The sequence below is a fragment of the Roseivivax sp. THAF30 genome, assembly GCF_009363575.1.
In the GTDB taxonomy this organism is placed as follows: Bacteria; Pseudomonadota; Alphaproteobacteria; order Rhodobacterales; family Rhodobacteraceae; genus Roseivivax; species Roseivivax halotolerans.
In genome coordinates this window covers 447,971-468,494 of sequence record NZ_CP045389.1, presented here as the reverse complement: position 1 = coordinate 468,494, position 20,524 = coordinate 447,971, and the positions used below count along the sequence as shown (strand labels likewise).

The following is a 20,524-nucleotide window of genomic DNA, read 5'->3' as shown; positions in this document are numbered from 1 at the left end:
AACGCAAGCGCATCACATGTTAGGATAGTTCGGCCCGTCGCCGCCCTGCGGAACCGTCCAGACGATATTCTGCGCGGGATCTTTGATGTCGCAGGTCTTGCAGTGCACGCAGTTCTGGAAGTTGATGACGAACTTCGGCTCGCCGCCCTCGTCGGGCGTGACAAATTCGTAAACGCCAGCAGGGCAGTAGCGCTGCGACGGTCCGGCATACTCGGTCCAGTCGACGGCCACCGGCGTCTTCTCGTCCTTCAACTTGAGATGCGACGGCTGGCTTTCCTCGTGGTTCGTCGCCGCGAAGGAGACATTGGTCAGCCGGTCGAAGCTCAGCTTCCCGTCGGGCTTGGGATAATCGATCTTCTTGTGATCCTTGGCCTTGCCGGTCGCCTCGGCGTCGGACTTGCCGTGCTTGACCGTCCCGAAGAACGAGAAGCCGAGCGTGTTCGTCCACATGTCGAGACCGCCCGCGACGAGGCTCGTGGTGAGCCCGTATTTCGACCACAGCGGCTTGACGTTGCGGACCTTCTTGAGATCCTCGCCGATTGCGCCGGCCCGCACTTCGGTCTCGTAGGCCGTCAGCTCGTCAGAGGCGCGACCTTCGGCCAGCGCCGCATGGGCTGCCTCGGCCGCCGCCTTGCCCGACAGCATCGCGTTGTGATTGCCCTTGATGCGCGGCACGTTGACCATCCCCACGGAGCAGCCGAGCAGCGCCACGCCCGGCGCGACCATCTTGGGCATCGATTGGTAGCCGCCTTCGGAGATCGCCCGAGCGCCATAGGCCACCCGCTTGCCGCCCTCCAGAAGCTCGGCGACCATCGGGTGATGCTTGAAGCGCTGGAACTCCATGTAGGGGTAGAGGTGCGGGTTCTCGTAGTTGAGATGCACCACGAAGCCGACGTAAACCTGGTTGTTCTCGAGGTGGTAGATGAAAGAGCCGCCGCCCGCATTCTTGCCAAGCGGCCATCCCATCGTATGGGTGACCGTGCCTTCGCGGTGCTTCTCCGGGTCGATCTCCCAGATTTCCTTCATGCCGAGACCGAATTTCTGCGGCTCGCTGTCCTGGGCCAGATCGTATTTGGCGATCACCTCTTTCGAGAGCGATCCACGCACGCCTTCGGAAAGGAAGACATACTTGCCGTGAAGCTCCATGCCCGGCTCGGTGTTCGGCCCGTAGGAGCCGTCAGCCTCGAGCCCGAAGACGCCCGCGACCACGCCTTTCACCTCGCCGTTCTCGCCATAGACGAGTTCGGAACAGGACATGCCCGGGAAGATCTCGACGCCCAGCTCTTCAGCCTGTTCGGCCATCCAGCGGCAGACATTCCCCATCGAGACGATGTAATTGCCGTGATTGTTCATGAGCGGAGGCATCGGCCAGTTCGGCACGCGCACCTTGCCCTCCTCGCCGAGGAGATAGAAATTGTCTTCCTTCACCGGCGTATTGAGCGGCGCACCCTTTTCCTTCCAGTCAGGGATGAGCGCATCGAGCCCGACGGGATCGAGCACCGCGCCCGAGAGGATATGCGCGCCGACCTCGGAGCCTTTCTCGAGCACGACTACGTCCAGGTCCGCATCGAGTTGCTTAAGGCGGATCGCGGCAGAAAGGCCGGCCGGCCCTGCGCCCACGATCACCACGTCATATTCCATCGCCTCGCGCTGGATCTCGGTCATGTCGCTCCCTTCGGGGCCGGAGACCCCTTTTCGTGAAAACCTGCAGTGGATTAAAGGGCGCAAGGGGCGGGGGTCAATTGTGACACCGCGTCCCGATGGCCTCTTTGCGCGGCTTTTGCCCCGATTTCATGCACCCGAATGTACCGAAAGCGGCGTTCGCGACCCGTTCCGCGAATGGTCGGTTGGCGGCGCCCGACCGATGAGCCGCCCTGACAGGGTGTCACCATCCCGCTCGCACCAAAATATTTTTGATGAGTTTAAGATGTTGGTTATCAAAGACGATTGTCGGCGCCGCGCCGACTTTCCGCGCTGCGGCATAAGTTGCTGACGGAACTGCACTTTCTCAGCAGGGTTGAGTGGCAACGCCAGCATCGCGCGAAGGATGAACGGCATGGGCGAAGCGCAATTCGAGCTCCATCTGATCGATTACCTGATCGTCGTTGTTTATTTCGTGGGCATCATCGCGCATGGCGTCTACGTTTCGAAGAAGCGGGGCGGTGAGTCTGACGATTACTTCCTCGCGGGCCGCAATCTCGGCTGGTTCGTCATCGGTTTCTCGCTTTTCGCCTCGAACATGTCCGGTTCGAGCTTCGTGGGCCTGATGGGCGGAGCTTACGAGAACGGCATCGCCATCTACAATTACGAATGGACGGCGGCGATCGTCCTCATCCTCTTCGCGATCTTCATCTTGCCGTCCTACCTGCGCGCCAAGATCGCGACGACGCCGGAATTCCTCGAATTGCGCTTCGATGTGCGCTCCCGAAAGGCTTACTCGATCTTCACCATCCTCGCGGTGATGCTGATCGACGTGGCGGGGGCGCTCTATGCGGGCGGACTCGTCATCGCCAACACCTTCTCGTTCCTCAACATCTGGACCGCCGCGGCGATTCTCGCGCTGATCGCGGGGATCTATACGGTTCTCGGCGGTCTCGCGGCGGTCGTCGTGACCGACACGGTTCAGTCGATCCTGCTCATCCTCGGGGGTCTCCTGATTTTTTGGCTCGGCCTGCAGGAAATCGGCGGCTGGAGCGAGATCTGGAATGTCGAGGAGTCCAAGCAGCACCTCATCCTGCCGCGCGAGAACGACTTCACGCCGTGGCACGGGCTCTGGGGCGTGACGCTGCTGAGCTTCTATCTCTGGACCATGAACCAGTTCGTCGCCCAGAGGACGCTCGCGGCGAAAGACCTCAAGAACGGTCGGCTCGGCGCAGTGTTCGCGGGCTTTCTGAAGCTGCCGAATATCTTCATAATGATCATTCCCGGGCTTATCGCGCTGCAGCTTTATCCCGACCTCGAAACACCGGACCTCGCCTTTCCCAAGCTCGCCTTCGAACTCATGCCCATCGGCATCCGGGGCATCATCATGGCGGCGCTGATCGCGGCGATCATGTCCTCGGTGGACTCGGCTGCGACGGCACTGTCCTCCCTCGTCGTGAAGGACTTCGTGCAGCCCATGAACCCCGAGATGAGCGAGCGTCGCCTCGTCATCATCGGCCAGATCGCGACGGGCGGGTTCCTTGCCTTCGCGGCGGTCTATGCGCCCTTCATCGGGTCGTTCGGCACGCTCTTCGGCTATTTCCAGTCCTCGCTGAGCTACATCGTGCCGACGATGGTCGCGACCTACATGGTGGGCCTCGCGGTGACATGGGCGAACGGCACAGGTGCGTTCTGGACGATCATCTTCGGGCTGGCCGTCGGCATTCCGACCTTCATCCTGAAGGAGGTGACGGGCGTCTGGGATAGCATCGGCCTGCCCGACATCCACTACACCGTGATGGGCACGATCCTGTTCTTCGTCGGTATCGCCCTCAACCTCGGGATCTCCGCCGCGACCCGCCAGCCTAAGAAAGAGGGTGTGGACGAGCTGGTATGGTCCTCCGCCGAAGCGCGCGAGCTGCTGACGAAAGTCGGGACGCCCGTATACACGAGCCCGCTGCTTTGGGGTCTAGTGCTTCTGATCGCGACGACGGGCATGGTGATCTGGCTCTGGTAGCGTGACGTGATGCGGCGCGCGCCCCTTGCAATCGAACGCCGCTCGCGTCAGGTATTTCATAACAAATGGGCAGTTTCGCAGGGAACCGGGCCCAGGACCAAAGACGTTCGGACGGCACCATGGAAAAGATACTGATGACCCGCGCGGGTTACACCGCGCTCGAAACCGAATTGAAGCAGCTCAAGTCCGAAGAGCGCCCGGCGATCATTCAGGCGATCGCCGAAGCGCGCGAGCTTGGCGATCTCAAGGAGAACGCGGAATACCATTCCGCGCGCGAGAAACAGGGCTTCATCGAGGGCCGGATCAAGGAGCTCGAGAGCGTGCTTGGCCTCGCCGAGGTTGTCGATCCCAAGACTCTCTCGGGCCCGGTGAAGTTCGGCGCGACCGTGAAGGTCGTCGACGAGGACACCGACGAGGAAAAGACCTGGCAGATCGTGGGCGAACACGAGGCCAGCATCGAGAAGGGTTTGCTCAACGTGAAATCGCCCATTGCCCGCGCCATGATCGGCAAGGAAGAGGGTGACAGCGTCGAGGTGCGGACGCCCGGTGGCGACAAGTCCTACGAGATCCTCTCGATCGACTACATCTGACAGCGCGAGGGCACCGGCAGATGGCCGTCGATCCCAGACAGAGCCGCCCGACCGCTCAGGTGGCACCGCCCGCCCGCGACATGCCCGGCGTCACCGGAGTGGAACGCATGGCGGTCGGCCTCAGCGGTCTGTGGCTGCTGATCGCCGTCGGTTTCTTCCTGCTCGTCGGCATCGATGGCGAAGGCGGTCTGCGTTTCCTTCTGACGCTGATGGTGGTGTTCCTCCCCGTGGCGATGATCTGGGTCGCCGCGATGGCGCTTCGGGCGACTCGGGTGATGCGGATCGAGGCGCAGCGGCTCGAAACAGCGGTCGACGCGCTTCGGAAGGCCTATGTCCAGCAGACGCGCGATGCCGCGCCCGAGACGAGCGCGGCCATCGCCAAGAAACTCGACGAGATCGCAGCGACCCAGAAGAAGACCGAGACGGCGCTCGCGATGTTCACGTCGACCCGCGCGAGAGAGGCCGTGACAAGCCGCCAGAGCCCCGGCGGCCCGGCACATAATGAGACCGATCAGCAGGATCTCGCGCTTGGCACCCCCGCCGAAGCCTTCGCCAAGCCGCTGTCCAATGGCGATTTCATTCGTGCGCTGAACTTCCCCGACACTGCCGAGGACGAGGTAGGGTTCGCGGCGCTCCGCCGGGCGCTCAAGCATCGGCCATCGGCGCAGCTCGTCCAGGCGAGTCAGGACGTGCTGACCCTTCTGAGCCAGGACGGCATATACATGGACGACCTGCGCCCGGACATGGCGCGGCCCGAACTCTGGCGCCGCTTCGCCCAGGGCGAACGCGGACGCGCAGTCGCGGCGCTCGGGGGCGTGCGCGATCGCACCTCCCTGGCGCTCACCAATACGCGGATGAAGGAAGACGCGATCTTCCGCGACGCCGCCCATCATTTCCTGCGGCTCTTCGACAAGGGGCTTGCGCGGTTCGAGCCCGATGCCAGCGACACCGACATTCAGGCCCTCGCCGATACGCGCAGCGCGCGGGCGTTCATGCTGATCGGACGGGTGACGGGCACCTTCGACTGACGCGCGTCAGAGGCCGAACGATCCGTAAGGGATGAACCGGACCGGATCGCCGGGCCGGATATGGCGCTCGCCATCCTCGATCTCGACGAGCCCTTCGCCCCAGGAGAGGCTCGAGACGCGGCCCGACCCTTCGGACGGGAACACTTCGGCACGCCCGTCGCGCATCCGCGCACGCAGGTATTCCCGCCGTCCGGGCTTCTTGCGCTTCTCGAAAGCGGCGGGGATCTCGAACCCCTGGGGCTCGGCCCAATTGCCGCCTGCGAGAACCGTCAAGGCGGGCCGCGCGAAGATCAGCGTGCAGACGAAGGCGGCGACGGGATTTCCCGGCAGGCCGAACACGGGAATGTCGTTCCAGAGGCCGAGCGCCAGCGGGCGCCCCGGTTTCAGCGCGATCCGCCATTCCTGCATCGCCCCGGCCTCGCGCAGGAGCGCAGAGACATGGTCCTCGTCCCCGGCCGACGCGCCGCCAGACGTCAGAAGAACGTCCGCGTCCCGGCCCGCGCGGTCGAATGCGGCGGCAACCGCCGAGCGGTCATCGGGGATACGTCCGAGATCGACGGGCACATGCCCCCAACGCGCAAGCGTCGAGAGAAGCATCGGCCGGTTCGCGTCGAAGATACCTCCCGCACCCGGCACGTCGCCGGGCTCGGTCAACTCGTCCCCGGTGGACAGAACCGCAACGCGCAGCTTCTCGCGGATCGGGAGGGTGCTGTGACCCACAGCGGCGGCAAGGGCGAGATCGGGCGCGGTCAGCTTCCGCCCTGCGCTCAGCACGCGGTCGCCCTCGCCTGCGTCTTCGCCGGCCTTGCGGGTATTCGCACCGGGCTTGACCCCGCCCCGAAACGCGACGCGGCCATCTCCGACGCTGCAATCCTCGTCGAGAACGACCGTATCGACGCCCTCGGGCAGATCCGCGCCGGTCAGAACGCGGAGCGCCGAGCCTCTGGGCACCGGTCCCTCGAACGGCGCGCCAGCTGCCGCCCGTCCTTGGACGAGAGGCAGCACCACGTCCCCTGCCCCGACCGATGCCGCAGCGAACCCGTAGCCGTCCACGGCGGTGTTGGGATGCGGCGGGTTCGCGCGGCGGGCGATCACGTCCTCGGCAAGGATGCGTCCTTCCGCCTCGAAGAGCCCCGACTTCGTTGTCCCCGTCACCGGATGCAGGCGCTCCCTGAGAAGAGCGAGCGCGGTGTCGACGGGCGTCCAGTCGACACCGGCGGGCAAGGCGAAGCAATCGTTGCGCAGGGGCGGCGGGCGGAGCGAAGTGGGACGGGCGAGATCGGTCAATCTCTCGCCGTGTCCCGCACCAAGGATCCAGCCTTCCTCCGACGCCTCAATGTCCATCATCCGCTCAAGCTCGTCTAACGGCAGTCGAGAAAGAGCGCGCGCCAGGCCCTCCACCTGAGCACGGTCGCGCAAATCGTCTGACGCGCGCACGGCCGGTTCGATAAGCCCCGGCCAGATCTCGGTCAGGACCGCCTGCGCCTCCTGCCATGCCTCGAAAGGCCAGGCGGCGCAGCCCTGTATCCGGCGTAGGCGTGAGAGCATCGGCATGCCCATGAGCGCCTGACCTCCAACCGTTGGCGGGAATGCCAATTGCCAAACTGACGAAGAAGCCTTGGCCGAAATATCGCAAGCCCGCTTCTCACTCACTTCCGCGGTACGGGACCGCCCGCCATAGGGGATGCCGGGATATGCGTCCCGATTGTGCTTGCCCCAAAATGGCCCCTCGCCCGGAAAAAGCGCGTTGATCTCTTCGGCGACGGCAAAGCGGTTGTTGCGCCCACGCGCATCGTCGGTAATTCGCGCCGCGAGCCAATCCCAGAGTGCGAGCGGATCAGCAGCACCGCAGATGATCTCCGCAACGCCTGTGGGATAGCCAAAAGGGAAGTCGAAGGCAGCCAAGACCCTGCGACCTGCAGCGATCTCTGCGCGGATTGTCTCCGCGATCCATGCCTCGGCGTCGAGCCGCGTCGGAAAATGACGTGCAGGCTCCACAGCCCCGTCTTGGGCAAGGGCGATCCAAATTGCGTCCTTTCCAGCCCGCCGGACTCCCTGCGCCGCTGACCAATCGGCAACGAGAAATGAGTCAAAGCCCGTCACAGCCCCACCTCGCGAAGGATGAAATCCGCAATCGCCGCCGTGTCGTCGAGATCGAAAAGCGGACGGTCCACGTCCGGGCGGGTATTCGAGGCGACGGCGCGGATCGTCTCGTCCTCGGGGGCGATCAGCGGCTGCCCGGTCTCGGCGCGATGCGCTTCGATCTTGGGATGGCGGTCCCGCTTGTAACCTTCGATCAGCACAAGATCGACCGGCGCGAGACGCTGGAGCAGAGCCTCGAGCGTAGGCTCCTCTTCGCCCCTGAGTTCGGTCATGAGCGCGACGCGGTTGCGCGAGGACAGCAGCACCTCGCGCGCGCCGGCCTCCCGGTGGCGATAGCTGTCACGCCCTTTCTGGTCGACGTCGAAGCTGTGATGCGCGTGTTTGACGGTGGAGACGGAAAAGCCCCGTGCCGTGATTTCCGCCACGAGCCGCTCCATCAGGCCCGTCTTGCCGGAGTTCTTCCAACCCGTGACACCGTAGAGCTTCATGGCGCGATCTCCCCGGCGCGCACGAGGTCTTCGGGCGTGTTGACGTTGAAGAACGGCTCGCCCTCTCCCTCGAACAGCGCCTCGCGCCCGCCATGCCTGTCGGTCCAGATCACGACCTTTCGCACACCGTCTTCCAGCGCGGCGCGCAGATCGTCGCGGAGCGCCACCGGCCAGAGGCCGAAGGTCGGGTGCCGCACTTGCCCCCGGTCTGAATCGGGCGTCGCTGCAAGGACGAGCGGATGCGCCATGCCAGTGCCCGTGTCTTCGAGACGCGCGGCAAGATCGCGGGGAAAGAAGGGCGTGTCGGCAGCGACGGTCACGATCCGGTCCGCACCCTTTCCCGCGGCCCAGTCGAGCCCGGCGAGCACCCCCGCGAGCGGGCCGGGATAGTCCGACACGGTGTCCGGCAGCACATCGAGGCCCAGCGCATCGAAACGCGTCGGATCGCCGTTGGCATTCAGTGCCATACCGCTGACCTGCGGCGCGAGCCTCTCCATCACATGCGCGAGGAGCGTGCGCCCGCCAACCTTGAGCAGGCCCTTGTCGCCGCCGCCCATGCGCGTTGCGCGACCGCCGGCGAGAATGACACCCAGGGGCGCGCTCATGGCTTTCTCCGGTCGTGTTTGTAGGCGGTCGGCATCAGCGCCGCCATCTCGACCGCCACGAACCGCCCGGGCCCGCGCGTCTCCGGCCCGTGGGTTTCGGGGATCGCGACCAACGCGCGCGGCGCATAGTCGAGCATCAGCTCGCGGCATGGCCCGCAGGGCGGGATCACCTCGCCGCGCCGATTGACCGCCGCGACGAAGGTCACGGGATCGTCCGGGTCCGCCGCCATCGCCATGCCGAGCGCGACCGGTTCGGCGCAGACGCTCGCGCGGGGCAATGTGCTGTCGAGATTGAGACCGAGATAGCGGGCGCCCGAGGCGGTCAGCACCACCGAGGCCACCGAGTGCCAGTCGCCCCGCTGCTTCTCCGCAATGAAGACAAGCGCGGCTCCCACCGCCTCCTGATGCGCGGGATCAAGACGCGGCATCGTCTCTGCGTGCTGCTCGGCGGCTCCGCCTCGGGGCGCGGTCATGCGCTTGCGCCTTTACGGCGCGATTTCGCGCTTTCCTCGGGCACAGCGTCAGGGTCGGCATCTCGCAGGAGCCGCTCCGCCCCGGAGAGGCAGGTGAAGCGCTTGCCGCGCATCCGGCCGATACAGGTCAACCCCACTTCGCGCGCGATCTCGACGCCCCAGGCCGTAAAGCCGGACCGCGACGCGAGAACCGGGATGCCCATGAGCGCGGTCTTGATGACCATCTCGGACGTCAGCCGGCCCGTCGTGTAAAGGATCTTGTCCGCCGGATCGACATTCTCGAGGAACATCCAGCCCGCGATCTTGTCGACCGCGTTGTGCCGTCCGACATCCTCCATGTAGACGAGCGGCCGGTCCTGGTGGCAAAGCACCGTGCCGTGGATCGCGCCCGCCTCAAGGTATAGCGACGGCGTCGTGTTGATCTCGTGGGCCAGCGCGTAGAGCCACGACGTGCGCAGCTCCGTCGCCGGCAGCGTCACATCCGCCAGCCCCTCCATCATGTCGCCGAAGACAGTGCCCACCGCGCATCCCGAGGTGCGGGTCTTCTTCTTCAGCTTGTCCTCGTAGCTTGTCGCGGAGGCGGTGCGAACGACGACCGTTTCCAGTTCCTCGTCGAAGTCGATGCCGGTGATCGTCTCCGCGTACCCGAGCATACCCTGGTTACGCAGGAAACCGACCGCGAGATATTCGGGATAATCCCCGATCGTCATCGCGGTCACGATTTCCTGAGAATTGAGATAGATCGTCAGGGGGCGTTCCTCGACGACCGGGATCTCGACCTCCGCGCCGGTCTGATCGGTGCCGGTCACCCGCCTCGTGAGACCCGCGCGACCAGGGTCGGGGGCGATGATATAGCGGCTTTGATGGTCGAGCTTGCCTGGCAATTGCACATTCCCTGTCGCGGGCGTAAGCCTCCAAACGAGGCGCAGGATCGGGGCAGGAGTCATGGCGGGTTCAGACGCAATGTCAAGCTATCGGCGCGGCGTCCGGGACGGACTGCCGTTCCTGCTGGTCATCGTGCCGTTCGGCATGCTCTTCGGGGTTCTGGCGACCGAGGCGGGCCTGTCGGTCGCCGAGGCGCTCGGCTTTTCGGTCGTGGTGATCGCGGGCGCGGCGCAGTTCACCGCGCTGCAGCTTCTGCAGGATGAAGCGCCGACCTTCATCGTGCTCGGCTCGGCGCTCGCGATCAATCTTCGGATGGCGATGTATTCGGCGTCGATGACGCCCTATCTCGGCAAGCTGCCGATCTGGAAGCGCGCCATCGCGGCCTATTTCCTTGTCGACCAGGTCTATGCCTGCGCCGCGCTCGACTATGAACGCCACCCTGCGGAAAGCGCCGGACAACGGTTCGCCTACTTCATGGGTGTCGTCACGCCGATCTGCCCGATCTGGTACGTCGCGACCCTGATCGGAGCCTTGGCGGGCGGGGCGATCTCGACCGGATACGGGCTCGATTTCGCACTGCCCATCGCGTTTCTTGCGATGATCGGACCGATGCTTCGCACCGGGCCGCACGTGGTCGCGGCGCTGGTCGGCGCGCTGGCCGCGATCCTCTTTGCCTGGCTGCCCTTCAATCTCGGCCTCATCGCGGGCGGCCTGTCGGGCATGATCGCCGGGGCCGAAGCCGAACGGCGCATGATGCAGAGGAAGCTGGCATGATCGAGATCGACAGAACGACCCTCTGGCTCATCATCGCAGGGCTCGGGATCGGCAGCTTCGGGCTGCGCTTCGTATTCCTGGGCCTCGTCGGCGACCGCGAATTGCCCGAATGGGCGCTGCGGCACCTGCGGTACACGGCCGTCGCGATCCTGCCCGCTCTGATTGCGCCGCTGATCCTCTGGCCGCGGGGCGCGGGCGGCGAATTTGAACCGGTGCGCTTTTCCGCAGGCATGGCGACACTGGCCGTGGCTTACGTCACGAAAAACGTCATCGCGGCGATGCTGACGGGCGCGGCGATCCTGGGGATCGGGCTCGGCCTTTTCGGCTGAGCCTTAGAGTTCGGCCTCGAACTCGGCGATGGCTTCGCCCTTGTCGTCGCCATCGGTCTCGTAGACCCGCCGTGTCTCGACGCCCGGCAGCTTCGCGAACTGCTCTGAAAGGGCGGTCGGGAAGAAGGTCGAGCGGATGCCGTCGAACCCCGGAAGCTGTTTCAGGATACCAGCCGTGGCCGAGGTGCAGAACATCTGCCCCACCCGGCCGTTCTGCATCGCAAGTTGCAGCGCCTGCTCCGCGACCTCTGGGGGCACTTCGACGCGCTGGATCACCACGTGATAGGTCTCGCGGGCATGGGCGCGTTCGTAGAAATCCTCGATCTGCGGCGTAATCCCGTAAAGGACATCGCCCCGTTCCGGGATGCGATCGCTCGACACGGATCCCGCGGGGTCGAAGATCACCCGCTGCGAGGCATTGATCATCAGGCTGGTATGCGCGCCCTCACCCGACCGGTTCGACACCATCGTATAGAGCGTCAGGGCCGGCGGCCCGTCATGGCGATAGACCGCGCGGCTGACCTCTTCAAGGCTCGCATCCGGCCCCTGCCCCTGCGGCGCACAGGCGGACAGGGCCGCCAAACCGAGGGCAGCCAGCCCGAAACGTAAGCAACGGATCATTGCGCGATGAATCCTCAGGCGTTGAAAATCGCCAGGAGAACCACCGCCACGAGGATGACGATGACCGTGCGGATCGTGAAGGTCACGAACCCGTCGAAGGTCTTCTGCTGCTCGGTTGTATCCATCTCGCCGTGCTTGTGCTCAGCCATGACGCGTCCTTCCAAATGTCGTTCGGGCGGGGATTAGCGGATTCGAGCGCGCGTGTCACGATACAGCGCGCGGCCATTCCGCCGCAGGCCCGTCAGATGGCGCGGAACCGCCACGCCTCGTCCTCGCCGACGATCCGCTCGGCCCGGCCCTCGTGCCAGAGGTGCAGGCAATGGGCCATCGCTTCCACGAGAGCGAGCCCGTATTCGCCGTCTGAAATCCGGCGCATGAAGAGCGGCGGGAAGCACTCCGCAGCCGTGCGCGGCTCCGACAGGAAGTCCTCGAGCCGCGAGAGCGCGCCGTGGTGGTTGTCGATGAGCTGGCGCAGCCGCGTCGGCACCCCGCGGAACGGCAGCTTGTGCCCGCCGAGCGCAAGCTGCTCGGTCGTGGCATGGGCGCTCAGCCGCTCGCAGGCTTCGATCCAGTCGCTGACCGGATCGGCTTCGGGCTCTGTCGCGTAGACACCGATATTCGAGCTGATCGAGGGCAGGATCTGGTCGCCTGCAAGGATTAACGTGCCGTCCGTCGACCAGAGTGTCGCGTGCTCGGGCGCGTGGCCGTTGCCGATCCGCACGTCCCAGTCTCGCCCCGCAGCATGAAGGCGGTCGCCTTCCTTGATCCGCGTATATCCGAGCGGGATCGGGTGCACGATGTCGGCGAAGTTGAAGGGGCGCGTCTCGGCGCGTTCATCGTAGATCCGCCGCTCCATCCCGCAATGCCGCCAGAAACGCAGCGTCTCGGGCGTCGGGCGCTCCTGCTCATCGAGCGTCAGCATCCGCGACATCAGCATCGCCGTGCGCGTCGTCACAAGCTCGGCTCCGCGCGCCATGAACCAGCCGGCCATGCCCACGTGATCGGGATGGTGGTGGGTCAGGATCACGCGGGTGACGGGTTTTCCCCCGAGCGGGCCCGCGAGGATCTTCTCCCAAAGCGCGACCGAGCGGCGCGAATGCACGCCCGTATCGATCAGGGTCCAGCTTTCACCGTCGTCAAGAGCGTAGACGTTGACGTGGTCGAGCGCCATCGGCAGCGGCAGGCGCAGCCAAAGGATACCGTCGGCAACCTCGATCGCCTCGCCCTCGGCAGGCGGCGTCTCCCAAGGGTAACGTATGCCGCGGGCGGGCGCGTTCATGCCGCGAGATCGTCGGGCGTGATCGCGTAGAGGTCGTCCGCGCCGCCGCGCGCATGAGCCAGAAGGCCCGTATGCTCCGGCAGAAGCCGCGTGATGTAGAACCGCGCGAGCCGCGCATGGCTGCCCTCCGGATCGGCCTTGGCTGCGCGCAGGTGGTAGTAGCCGCCGAGCACGCGGGCAAAGCCCATCAGGAAGGGCATGGAGCCTGCGAAGCGCGCGTTCATGTCCTCCGTCGCGACCAGCCATTCAACCGTCTCGCGCAGGGTCTCTGTCGCCTGCCAGACAGGTTCGGCCAGGTCGGGCATGTCCGCGCGGGCCGTCTCTGCGAAGGCCTCGATCTCATCGAGAAGCGCGAACGCCGCCTCGCCGCCATCCATCATCTTGCGCGCCACGAGGTCCATCGCCTGAATGCCGTTCGTGCCCTCGTAGATCGCGGTCACCCGCACATCGCGCAGGAATTGCGCCGCGCCCGTCTCCTCGACGAAGCCCATGCCGCCGTGAACTTGGACGCCCTCGTTGGCGACGCGGATGCCGGTTTCGGTCCCGAAGGCCTTGGCAATCGGAGTCAGCAGCTGCGCGCGCGCCTCCCATTCGGCCTCGCCCGTGGCGCGGGACATGTCGATCGCGACACCGCAAGCCAGCGCGATGGCTCGCGCCGCGAACGTGTCGGCCTTCATCGAAGCGAGCATCCGGCGGACATCGGCGTGATCGACGATGCTGCCCGTCGCCCCTTCGATCTTGGATTTGCCCTGGCTGCGGTCCTGTGCGTAGGCCAGCGCGTGCTGGTAGGCGCCATCAGCCACGCCCACGCCCTGCGCGCCGACCCCGAGCCGGGCATTGTTCATCATCGTGAACATCGCCTTGATGCCGCCATGCTCCTCACCGACGAGCCAGCCCTTTGCGCCGTCATATTCCATGACCGCCGTGGGCGAGCCATGCAAACCGAGCTTTTCCTCGAGCGAGACGACCCGCAGATCGTTCGCAGGTCCGAGGCTGCCATCCTCGTTCGGGATGTATTTCGGCACCATGAAGAGGCTCAGGCCCTTTGTGCCCGGTGCCGCATCGGGCAGCCGCGCAAGGACGAGGTGGCAGACATTCTCGGCCACGTCGTGATCGCCCCAGGAGATGTAGATCTTCTGACCCGACACCGCGAAACTGCCATCGCCGTTGGGCTCTGCCTTGGCCCGCGCCGCGCCCACGTCTGAGCCCGCTTGCGGCTCGGTGAGGTTCATCGTGCCGGTCCACTCGCCGGAAATCAGCTTCGGCAGGTAGAGCGCGTTCAGCTCCTCGGTGCCCCAGGCTTCGAGCGCATCGATCTGGCCTTGCGTCAGAAGCGGGCAGAGCTGCAACGACAGGTTTGCCGCCGAGAGCATGTCGTTGACGGCCGTCGCCATCGCTTGCGGCAAGCCCATGCCGCCATGCTCCTGCCCGGCCGCAACGGCCACCCAGCCGCCCTCGGCCAGCGCGGCATATGCCTCCTTGAAACCCTTGCTCGTGCGAACGACGCCGTTCTCGAGGCGCGCGGGATCGGTGTCGCCCGCCCGGCGGGTCGGCGCGATCACCTCTTCGCAGACACGGCCCGCCTCGGTGAGGATCGCGTCGATGACGTCCGCCGTGGCATCAGCATAGCGGTCCTGCGAGGTGACCTGCCCGAGGTCCACGACATGTTCGAACAGGAATCGGAAATCGGCAACGGGTGCGGTATAGGGCATAGGCTTCGCTTCCTCTCGCATCTTGGCAACGGGGCGGTCATCCAGTACCACGCCGCGCCAGGATAGCGCATGTTTTCGCAGCGAAGGGTGGCCCGGCCATCTGGTCCGGGCAATACAAACGCCGCGTCACGAGCGTCGGAGACAGAACCATGACCGAACGTCTGACCCTGGCCGAGGCGGACATCGTGCGCGCTGCGGAGATCTGGCGCGCAGGGGGCCTCGTCGCCTTCCCGACCGAGACGGTCTACGGCCTCGGTGCCGATGCCGGCAACGACAAAGCCGTTGCGGCGATCTTCGCCGCAAAGGACCGGCCGAGTTTCAATCCGCTCATCACCCATGTGGCCAGCCTCGACCAGGCCAAGGCGCTCGCAGTGTGGAGCGACCGGGCCGAGGCGCTCGCGGCTGCATACTGGCCCGGCCCCCTGACGCTGGTCCTGCCGCTGCGCGATGGCGCGCCCGTCTCTGGCCTGGTGACGGCGGGGCTCGACACGATCGGGATAAGAATGCCCGCGCATCCCGTCGCGCGCCGCCTGCTGACCGCCTTCGGCCGCGGTGTCGCGGCTCCGTCCGCCAATCGCTCGGGCCGGATCAGCCCGACGCGAGCCGAGCATGTGCTCGACACGCTCGACGGTCGGATCGATGCGGTGGTCGCGGGCGGCGCATCGCAGGTGGGTCTCGAATCGACGATCCTTGGCTTGACCGGCAAACCGACGCTTCTGCGGCCCGGCGGTATCACCGCCGAGGCGCTCGCGGGCACGCTGGGCACGCATGTCTTCACCCGCCGCGATACCGAGGCGATCTCCGCGCCCGGCCAGACCCCCTCTCACTATGCGCCGCGCGCAACGCTCCGCCTCAACGCGGCCGAATGGCAGGACGGGGAGGCGACGCTCGGTTTCGGCGATATGCCCTGCGATCTCAATCTGTCGGAAAGCGAGGATCTGAGCGAAGCGGCGGCGAATCTCTTCGCGCATCTGCATGCCCTCGACCGGTCCGGGCGGGAGGTCATCGCGGTGGCGCCCGTGCCCCATCGCGGCCTCGGTATCGCGATCAACGACCGGCTGAGCCGCGCGGCAGCACCGCGCTAGGCCTACGCCTGTCCGCCTTCCGCCGACAGCATCAGCGAGGAGACACCGAGAGAGCCGAGCGCGGCCTCCCATATCCCATCCGCATCCTGACCGAAGATCAGCGCGTCGGAAGAATCGCAGACTAGCCAGCCATTCTGCTGCAACTCCTCCTCGAGTTGCCCCGGCCCCCAGCCGGCATAGCCAAGACACATGCGCCGCCGCTCGGGACCCCGTCCGGCGGCGATTTCCTCCAGAATATCAAGCGTGGCGGTCATCGACACGCCCTCGTTCACGTCGAGCGAGGTCACGTCGGATTGAAAATCGCGGCTGTGCAGGACGAATCCCCGCCCCGTCTCGACCGGACCGCCGAAGAAGACGGGCTCGAAGCCGATCGCTCGATCCTCTTCGCTCACGATCTCGAGCTGTTCGAGAAGCGTTGCGATCTCGAGTCCCGGCGCAGGCTTGTTCACGATGAGGCCCATCGCCCCGTCCGCCGAATGGGCGCACAGGAAAACGACCGCGCGGTCGAATCGCGCATCGCCCATGCCGGGCATGGCAATCAGCATGCGGCCGGTGAGATCGCTGTCGCTGGTGTCGGGCTCGGAATCCTGCATCCCTGCAAGGATGGGGCGCGACCGGGCGCGTGGCAAGACCGCCACCTTCGCTGAGACGTGACTTTTCATTTCAGGACGACCGGGGCACAGAAGTTGGATGTTCAGATCGCTCTGTCTCGCCGCCGCTGCGGCCTGCCTCTTCTCCGCCGCGCCGCGTATCGCTGGCGCGCAGGATATCGACCGGGTTGTCTCTGCCGAGCTGCGGCCGGGTTGGCGTCAGGCCGACGGCACGCATATGGCCGCGCTGCATCTGAAGCTGGCACCGGGGTGGAAGACCTATTGGCGTGCGCCCGGCGATGCGGGCATTCCCCCTGAATTCGGCTGGCGCGGTTCGGCGAACCTCTCGGGCGTGTCGGTGGTCTGGCCGCGCCCGGACGTGTTCGAGCAGGGCGGCATGCGCAGCATCGGCTACCATGACGAAGTGATCTTGCCGCTTGCGATCCGGCCCGCGTCGGGTGGCGACGTGCGGCTTGCGGGCGATATGCGGCTCGGCATCTGCAAGGACATCTGCATGCCGCACGAGCTGAGTTTCTCGGCCGTACTGCCCGCCGCACCGTCGCCGCGCGATCCGGCCATCGTGGCCGCGCTCGCAGATCGCCCGTTCACGGCGGCAGATGTCGGTGGCGCGTCGGCAGAGTGCCGCGTCGATCCTTCCGGGAAGGGCATGACGTTGACCGCCGAGATCGCCGTCGACCCTGCCGGCACACGTGAGGATGTCGTGATCGAAACCGGCAATCCGCTTCTCTGGGTCTCAGAGCCGCGAAGCCGCCGCGAGGGCGGCACGCTCGTGACCCGCGCCGAAGTGCGGCACGTCGAGAAGCGGCCCTTCGCCCTCGACCGCTCGAGCCTGACTTTCACGGTCCTCGGATCGAGCCACGCCGTCGAGATCGAAGGCTGCAGCCGCTGAGGGGTCAGCCCGCGGCGCGCCTTCTCCGGCCAAGCCCGATCATAAGCGCCGCGACGGCATAGGCGACGAGCACGGCCAGCGCGGCCCCCGCCAGGAAGATCGCGAAGGCTGCGGACAGGCCGGCACCCGGAACGAGCGCCGACAGCGGCACCGGCAGCGCGCCCGTCGCGACATACCATCCGAGCGTGACGCCCAGCCAGGCAACAAGCGCGGCAAGCCCCGCGAGATACCCGCCGCGCACCCGCACATCGCGGTAGCGAAGGCCCCTGCGGACACTGGCCTTCGCACGCGCGAAATCCTCTCCGATGGCGATGAGGGCGGGCGCCACCAGCAGCACCAGGACCATGCCGAATCCGAGCCCGTAGACCAGCGTGATGACGGTGGGCTTCAGGAACTCCGCCTGGCTCGACCCTTCGTAGAGAAGCGGTGCGAGGCCGAGAACCGTGGTCAGTGTCGTCAGAAGCACGGGCCGCAGCCGGTCCGCCGCGCCGTCGATGATGGCCGGCAAGATGCCCCGATCCGCGGCATATTCATCGATGGTCGTCACCAGCACGATCGAGTCGTTGATGATGATTCCCGTCATGCCGAGAAGGCCGACCACCGTGAACATCGACATCGGCACGTCCCATAGCGCATGGCCGTAAATCGTGCCCACAAGGCCGAAGGGGATGATCGCCATCACGACCATCGGACGCGACCAGCTCGCGAAGACCCAGGCGAGAACGAGGTAGATTCCAAGGAGCACCATCACCAAGGCGGCGAGCGCGTCAGCCAGGAACTCGTCCTCCTGCTCGGAGAGGCCCGAGAGCCGGTAATCGACCTGCCGCTCGGCGGCGATTGTCGGCAGGATCTCGTCCTCGAGTGCCTGCATGACCTCGGCGGCGGCGGCCGGATCGTCCTCCGAGATATCCCCGTTGACCGAGATGAGCCGGATCCCGTTCTCGCGCCGGACGGTCGAGAATCCGACCTCCCGCTCCACCTGCACGATATCGGCGAGTGTCACGTATTGCCCCTCCGGTGTGCGGAGTTGCATCCGTTCGAGGAAATCAGCCGTCTGCTCGCTCTCGGGCAGCTCCACCCGGATCGCGGCGGAGCGCGGGCCCACCGGATAGGTCGCCGCCTCGACGCCGCCAAGCCGCGCACGAAGCGTCTGACCAAGAGAGTCGATGTCGAAGCCCAGCGCCTGCCCCCGCGCCGTCAGATCGAGCACCAGCTCGTCCTTGTCATAGGCAAGGTCGTCCTCGACGGCAGAGACTTCCGGGAACCGTGCCATCGCGGTTTTCAGATCCTCGGCCGCGCCCTTCAGGGTGTCGGCATCGGCGCCGAAGAACTGCACGTCGAGTGCGTCGCCCCCCGGACCCGACCGCCAGCCGCGGAAACTGATCGTCTCGGCAAGCGGATGCTGCTCAACGCGGTCCTGCAACTCGCCGACGAACTGGAAGGCGGAATAGGGGCGCAGGTCCGCCGAAATGAGCTCGATCGCGATGGAGCCGAGTTGTTCGGGCTCTTTCGTATCGCTGCCCGCAAGGCCCCGCCCCGAATTGCCGCCGATCTCCGACAGGACGTAAGCAACCGGGCTGCGGCCGTAGCGCTCCTCGTAGTCGGCGGCGAGATCGTTCACTGCCGCCTGCATCGCGCGCATCTGCTCGATGCTGTCCTCGCGGCCCGCGCTCGGCGCCATCGCGAAGTTGCCTGTCACGGAATCCTGCTCTGGCGCGTTGAAGAAGCGCCAAGGCACATCGCCCTTGATCAGGAGCGCGGCCTGGCTCGCCAGAAGCGTGATCACGGCGGCGACAACGACGTAGCGGCCCGCGATGACCCCCGCCATCAACGGGCGAAACAGCCGTTCACGAACCCAGCGGAAACCCCGGTTCACCACGCGCGACGGCGCATCGTACCAGTGGCGCGCATTCGCATGGTGCAGCGCATGGCGCATGTGGTTCGGCAGGATCAGGAAGCACTCGACGAGGCTTGCGATCAGGACCGCGATCACCGTGAAGGGGATGTCGGCGATCAGACCGCCGAAGCGCCCGCCGATGGCCACGAGCCCGAAGAAGGCGATGAGCGTGGTCAGGGTCGCGCAGAATACCGGCATCGCCATGCGCGCGGCGGCAGTCTCCGCAGCCTCGGCCGGTCCGAGCCCGCGCCGCGCGAGGTGATCGGCATGTTCGCCCACGACGATGGCATCGTCGACCACGATCCCGAGCGTGATGATCAGCGCAAAAAGCGAGATCATGTTGATCGTGAGCCCGCCCACATACATCAGCGCGATGGCAGCCAGCATCGCCGTCGGTATGCCCGCCGCGACCCAGAAAGCGATGCGGGCATTGAGGAACAGGAACAAGAGCACAACGACGAGGCCGAGGCCCATAAGCCCGTTGTCGACAAGGATGTTGAGCCGCCCCGAGATCGCCTCGGCCCGCGTACGAATGAGGTCGATGGAGGACCCCTCCGGCATCTCCGCCTGCAATTCCGCCGCAACTTCCTCGACCTGCCGCTGGATCGCGATGGCATCCCCTTGGGCCGTGCGGTCGACGCGGATCGAGATCGCGGGGTTCTCGCCCACGAAATAGCTGCGCTCGCGGGTCACGCCCTCGACGCGGATATTGGCGACATCGCCCACGGTCAGCTTCGTGCCGTCCGGATTGGAGCGCAGAACGATGGTCTCGATCTCGTCGGCGTTCCGCTTTTCGGTCCCGGTCCTCACGCGGGCATTGGCACCGTCCACCTCGCCCGCCGGATCGGCGTCGACCTCGCCGCCGATGGCCGCCGCGATCTCGCGCAGCGTCACATCGTGAGCGATGAGATTGGTGGAGGGCACCTCCACGATGGTCTGCGGAGCGGAGAGGCCCCGGATCGTCGTATTCGTCACGCCTTCCGCAAAGAGACGATTGACGAACAGATCGGCGTAATTGGCAAGCTGCTCCGGCGCGACCGGGCCTTGGATCACCACGTCGGTCACGCGGTCGAACCAGGTCGAGCGGCTGATCTCGGGCTCGTCGGCCTCCTCGGGGAGCTGCGTGACGCTGTCGACCGCCTGCCGGACATCGTTGGTCGCGCGCCCCATATCCCAGCCGGGCTGGAATTCGAGCTCGATCCGGGCCGATCCCTCGCGCGATCGCGCCTCGCTCGACTCGACGCCCTCCACCGCCAGAAGCGCAGGCTCCAGAAGCTGCACGATACCCTGATCCACGTCCTCCGCGCCCGCGCCGTCCCAGCGCACGGAGATGTCGATCTCGTCGACGATGACGTCCGGGAAAAACTGCGCGCGCATGTTCGGCACCGCAAAGGCGCCAGCGGCGATCATCAACACCAGAAGGAGGTTCGCCAGGGTCCGGTGACGCGTGAAGTATGAGAACAGACCGAAGAAGGGCGTTCTGCTACGGTCCATACC

19 protein-coding genes are annotated in these 20,524 nt (G+C 65.9%); 7 read left to right on the top strand and 12 right to left on the bottom strand.

What is annotated here, in order from left to right; translation table 11 throughout:
- Nucleotides 1–12: 12 nt before the first annotated feature.
- The gene (locus tag FIU91_RS02200; protein ID WP_152461242.1) at nt 13–1,665 is read right to left on the bottom strand and encodes an electron transfer flavoprotein-ubiquinone oxidoreductase; all 1,653 of its coding nucleotides are present in this window, start codon (nt 1,663–1,665) and stop codon (nt 13–15) included.
- Between the two features lie 391 nt (nt 1,666–2,056).
- Here FIU91_RS02200 and FIU91_RS02195 point away from each other — a divergent pair, with 391 nt between their 5' ends.
- The 3 genes from FIU91_RS02195 to FIU91_RS02185 all read left to right on the top strand — a co-directional run bounded on the left by FIU91_RS02195 (nt 2,057) and on the right by FIU91_RS02185 (nt 5,276).
- Complete coding sequence (locus tag FIU91_RS02195; RefSeq protein ID WP_152461241.1) at nt 2,057–3,658, top strand: sodium/solute symporter; 1,602 nt, start codon at nt 2,057–2,059, stop codon at nt 3,656–3,658.
- A gap of 119 nt (nt 3,659–3,777) precedes the next feature.
- Nucleotides 3,778–4,248, top strand: coding sequence for a transcription elongation factor GreA (gene greA / locus FIU91_RS02190; protein ID WP_093011565.1), 471 nt, complete (start codon nt 3,778–3,780; stop codon nt 4,246–4,248).
- Between the two features lie 20 nt (nt 4,249–4,268).
- The gene (locus FIU91_RS02185; RefSeq protein WP_371418234.1) at nt 4,269–5,276 is read left to right on the top strand and encodes a hypothetical protein; all 1,008 of its coding nucleotides are present in this window, start codon (nt 4,269–4,271) and stop codon (nt 5,274–5,276) included.
- A gap of 6 nt (nt 5,277–5,282) precedes the next feature.
- Here FIU91_RS02185 and glp read toward each other — a convergent pair whose 3' ends face one another.
- The 5 genes from glp to FIU91_RS02160 are packed head-to-tail and all read right to left on the bottom strand — an operon-like array spanning nt 5,283 to nt 9,835.
- Entirely contained in the window at nt 5,283–7,379 is a 2,097-nt protein-coding gene (gene glp, locus FIU91_RS02180) for a gephyrin-like molybdotransferase Glp (protein WP_152461240.1), read from the bottom strand.
- On the bottom strand, nt 7,376–7,867 hold the full coding sequence (mobB, locus tag FIU91_RS02175) for a molybdopterin-guanine dinucleotide biosynthesis protein B (RefSeq protein WP_093011559.1): 492 nt from the start codon (nt 7,865–7,867) through the stop codon (nt 7,376–7,378). The genes glp and mobB overlap by 4 nt, the downstream gene beginning before the upstream one ends.
- Nucleotides 7,864–8,472: a molybdenum cofactor guanylyltransferase MobA gene (mobA, locus tag FIU91_RS02170; protein ID WP_152461239.1), complete on the bottom strand. Its 609-nt coding sequence runs from the start codon at nt 8,470–8,472 to the stop codon at nt 7,864–7,866. Before mobA ends, mobB begins: the two co-directional genes overlap by 4 nt.
- Nucleotides 8,469–8,945, bottom strand: a complete 477-nt coding sequence (locus FIU91_RS02165; RefSeq protein WP_093011553.1) for a hypothetical protein — start codon at nt 8,943–8,945, stop codon at nt 8,469–8,471. Before FIU91_RS02165 ends, mobA begins: the two co-directional genes overlap by 4 nt.
- Nucleotides 8,942–9,835: a formate dehydrogenase accessory sulfurtransferase FdhD gene (locus FIU91_RS02160; RefSeq protein ID WP_152463613.1), complete on the bottom strand. Its 894-nt coding sequence runs from the start codon at nt 9,833–9,835 to the stop codon at nt 8,942–8,944. Before FIU91_RS02160 ends, FIU91_RS02165 begins: the two co-directional genes overlap by 4 nt.
- Nucleotides 9,836–9,890: 55 nt before the next feature.
- On the opposite strand from FIU91_RS02160, the gene FIU91_RS02155 reads away from it, so the two are divergent.
- Nucleotides 9,891–10,604 (top strand): AzlC family ABC transporter permease, encoded by a 714-nt coding sequence (locus tag FIU91_RS02155; protein ID WP_093011546.1) that lies wholly within the window; start codon nt 9,891–9,893, stop codon nt 10,602–10,604.
- The gene (locus tag FIU91_RS02150; RefSeq protein ID WP_093011543.1) at nt 10,601–10,933 is read left to right on the top strand and encodes an AzlD domain-containing protein; all 333 of its coding nucleotides are present in this window, start codon (nt 10,601–10,603) and stop codon (nt 10,931–10,933) included. The genes FIU91_RS02155 and FIU91_RS02150 overlap by 4 nt, the downstream gene beginning before the upstream one ends.
- A 3-nt stretch (nt 10,934–10,936) precedes the next feature.
- Here the strand turns inward: FIU91_RS02150 and FIU91_RS02145 are convergent, their stop codons facing one another.
- The 4 genes from FIU91_RS02145 to FIU91_RS02130 form a co-directional block, all read right to left on the bottom strand.
- Nucleotides 10,937–11,554, bottom strand: a complete 618-nt coding sequence (locus tag FIU91_RS02145) for a hypothetical protein (RefSeq protein WP_254702019.1) — start codon at nt 11,552–11,554, stop codon at nt 10,937–10,939.
- 14 nt (nt 11,555–11,568) lie between these two features.
- Nucleotides 11,569–11,703: an aa3-type cytochrome c oxidase subunit IV gene (locus FIU91_RS02140; RefSeq protein ID WP_093011540.1), complete on the bottom strand. Its 135-nt coding sequence runs from the start codon at nt 11,701–11,703 to the stop codon at nt 11,569–11,571.
- A gap of 92 nt (nt 11,704–11,795) precedes the next feature.
- Nucleotides 11,796–12,833 carry an MBL fold metallo-hydrolase gene (locus FIU91_RS02135; protein WP_152461238.1) on the bottom strand — a complete coding sequence of 346 codons (1,038 nt, stop codon included), beginning with the start codon at nt 12,831–12,833 and terminating at the stop codon, nt 11,796–11,798.
- Nucleotides 12,830–14,545 carry an acyl-CoA dehydrogenase gene (locus tag FIU91_RS02130; protein ID WP_152461237.1) on the bottom strand — a complete coding sequence of 572 codons (1,716 nt, stop codon included), beginning with the start codon at nt 14,543–14,545 and terminating at the stop codon, nt 12,830–12,832. Before FIU91_RS02130 ends, FIU91_RS02135 begins: the two co-directional genes overlap by 4 nt.
- A gap of 149 nt (nt 14,546–14,694) precedes the next feature.
- Here FIU91_RS02130 and FIU91_RS02125 point away from each other — a divergent pair, with 149 nt between their 5' ends.
- The gene (locus tag FIU91_RS02125) at nt 14,695–15,630 is read left to right on the top strand and encodes an L-threonylcarbamoyladenylate synthase (RefSeq protein ID WP_152461236.1); all 936 of its coding nucleotides are present in this window, start codon (nt 14,695–14,697) and stop codon (nt 15,628–15,630) included.
- 2 nt (nt 15,631–15,632) lie between these two features.
- Here the strand turns inward: FIU91_RS02125 and FIU91_RS02120 are convergent, their stop codons facing one another.
- Nucleotides 15,633–16,223 carry a YqgE/AlgH family protein gene (locus tag FIU91_RS02120; protein ID WP_172975049.1) on the bottom strand — a complete coding sequence of 197 codons (591 nt, stop codon included), beginning with the start codon at nt 16,221–16,223 and terminating at the stop codon, nt 15,633–15,635.
- Nucleotides 16,224–16,320: 97 nt separating this feature from the next.
- Here FIU91_RS02120 and FIU91_RS02115 point away from each other — a divergent pair, with 97 nt between their 5' ends.
- Nucleotides 16,321–17,130, top strand: a complete 810-nt coding sequence (locus FIU91_RS02115; RefSeq protein WP_152461234.1) for a protein-disulfide reductase DsbD domain-containing protein — start codon at nt 16,321–16,323, stop codon at nt 17,128–17,130.
- A 4-nt stretch (nt 17,131–17,134) separates the two neighbouring features.
- Here FIU91_RS02115 and FIU91_RS02110 read toward each other — a convergent pair whose 3' ends face one another.
- On the bottom strand, nt 17,135–20,521 hold the full coding sequence (locus FIU91_RS02110) for an efflux RND transporter permease subunit (protein WP_152461233.1): 3,387 nt from the start codon (nt 20,519–20,521) through the stop codon (nt 17,135–17,137).
- Between the last annotated feature and the right edge of the window lie 3 nt (nt 20,522–20,524).

Coding starts and splice junctions, on each gene's coding strand:
- FIU91_RS02200 (WP_152461242.1), bottom strand. CDS start 1,665: ATGACCGAGATCCAGCGCGAGGCGATGGAATATGACGTGGTGATCGTG.
- FIU91_RS02195 (WP_152461241.1), top strand. CDS start 2,057: ATGGGCGAAGCGCAATTCGAGCTCCATCTGATCGATTACCTGATCGTC.
- greA (WP_093011565.1), top strand. CDS start 3,778: ATGGAAAAGATACTGATGACCCGCGCGGGTTACACCGCGCTCGAAACC.
- FIU91_RS02185 (WP_371418234.1), top strand. CDS start 4,269: ATGGCCGTCGATCCCAGACAGAGCCGCCCGACCGCTCAGGTGGCACCG.
- mobB (WP_093011559.1), bottom strand. CDS start 7,867: ATGAAGCTCTACGGTGTCACGGGTTGGAAGAACTCCGGCAAGACGGGC.
- mobA (WP_152461239.1), bottom strand. CDS start 8,472: ATGAGCGCGCCCCTGGGTGTCATTCTCGCCGGCGGTCGCGCAACGCGC.
- FIU91_RS02165 (WP_093011553.1), bottom strand. CDS start 8,945: ATGACCGCGCCCCGAGGCGGAGCCGCCGAGCAGCACGCAGAGACGATG.
- FIU91_RS02155 (WP_093011546.1), top strand. CDS start 9,891: ATGGCGGGTTCAGACGCAATGTCAAGCTATCGGCGCGGCGTCCGGGAC.
- FIU91_RS02150 (WP_093011543.1), top strand. CDS start 10,601: ATGATCGAGATCGACAGAACGACCCTCTGGCTCATCATCGCAGGGCTC.
- FIU91_RS02145 (WP_254702019.1), bottom strand. CDS start 11,554: ATGATCCGTTGCTTACGTTTCGGGCTGGCTGCCCTCGGTTTGGCGGCC.
- FIU91_RS02140 (WP_093011540.1), bottom strand. CDS start 11,703: ATGGCTGAGCACAAGCACGGCGAGATGGATACAACCGAGCAGCAGAAG.
- FIU91_RS02135 (WP_152461238.1), bottom strand. CDS start 12,833: ATGAACGCGCCCGCCCGCGGCATACGTTACCCTTGGGAGACGCCGCCT.
- FIU91_RS02130 (WP_152461237.1), bottom strand. CDS start 14,545: ATGCCCTATACCGCACCCGTTGCCGATTTCCGATTCCTGTTCGAACAT.
- FIU91_RS02125 (WP_152461236.1), top strand. CDS start 14,695: ATGACCGAACGTCTGACCCTGGCCGAGGCGGACATCGTGCGCGCTGCG.
- FIU91_RS02120 (WP_172975049.1), bottom strand. CDS start 16,223: ATGCAGGATTCCGAGCCCGACACCAGCGACAGCGATCTCACCGGCCGC.
- FIU91_RS02115 (WP_152461234.1), top strand. CDS start 16,321: ATGTTCAGATCGCTCTGTCTCGCCGCCGCTGCGGCCTGCCTCTTCTCC.
- FIU91_RS02110 (WP_152461233.1), bottom strand. CDS start 20,521: ATGGACCGTAGCAGAACGCCCTTCTTCGGTCTGTTCTCATACTTCACG.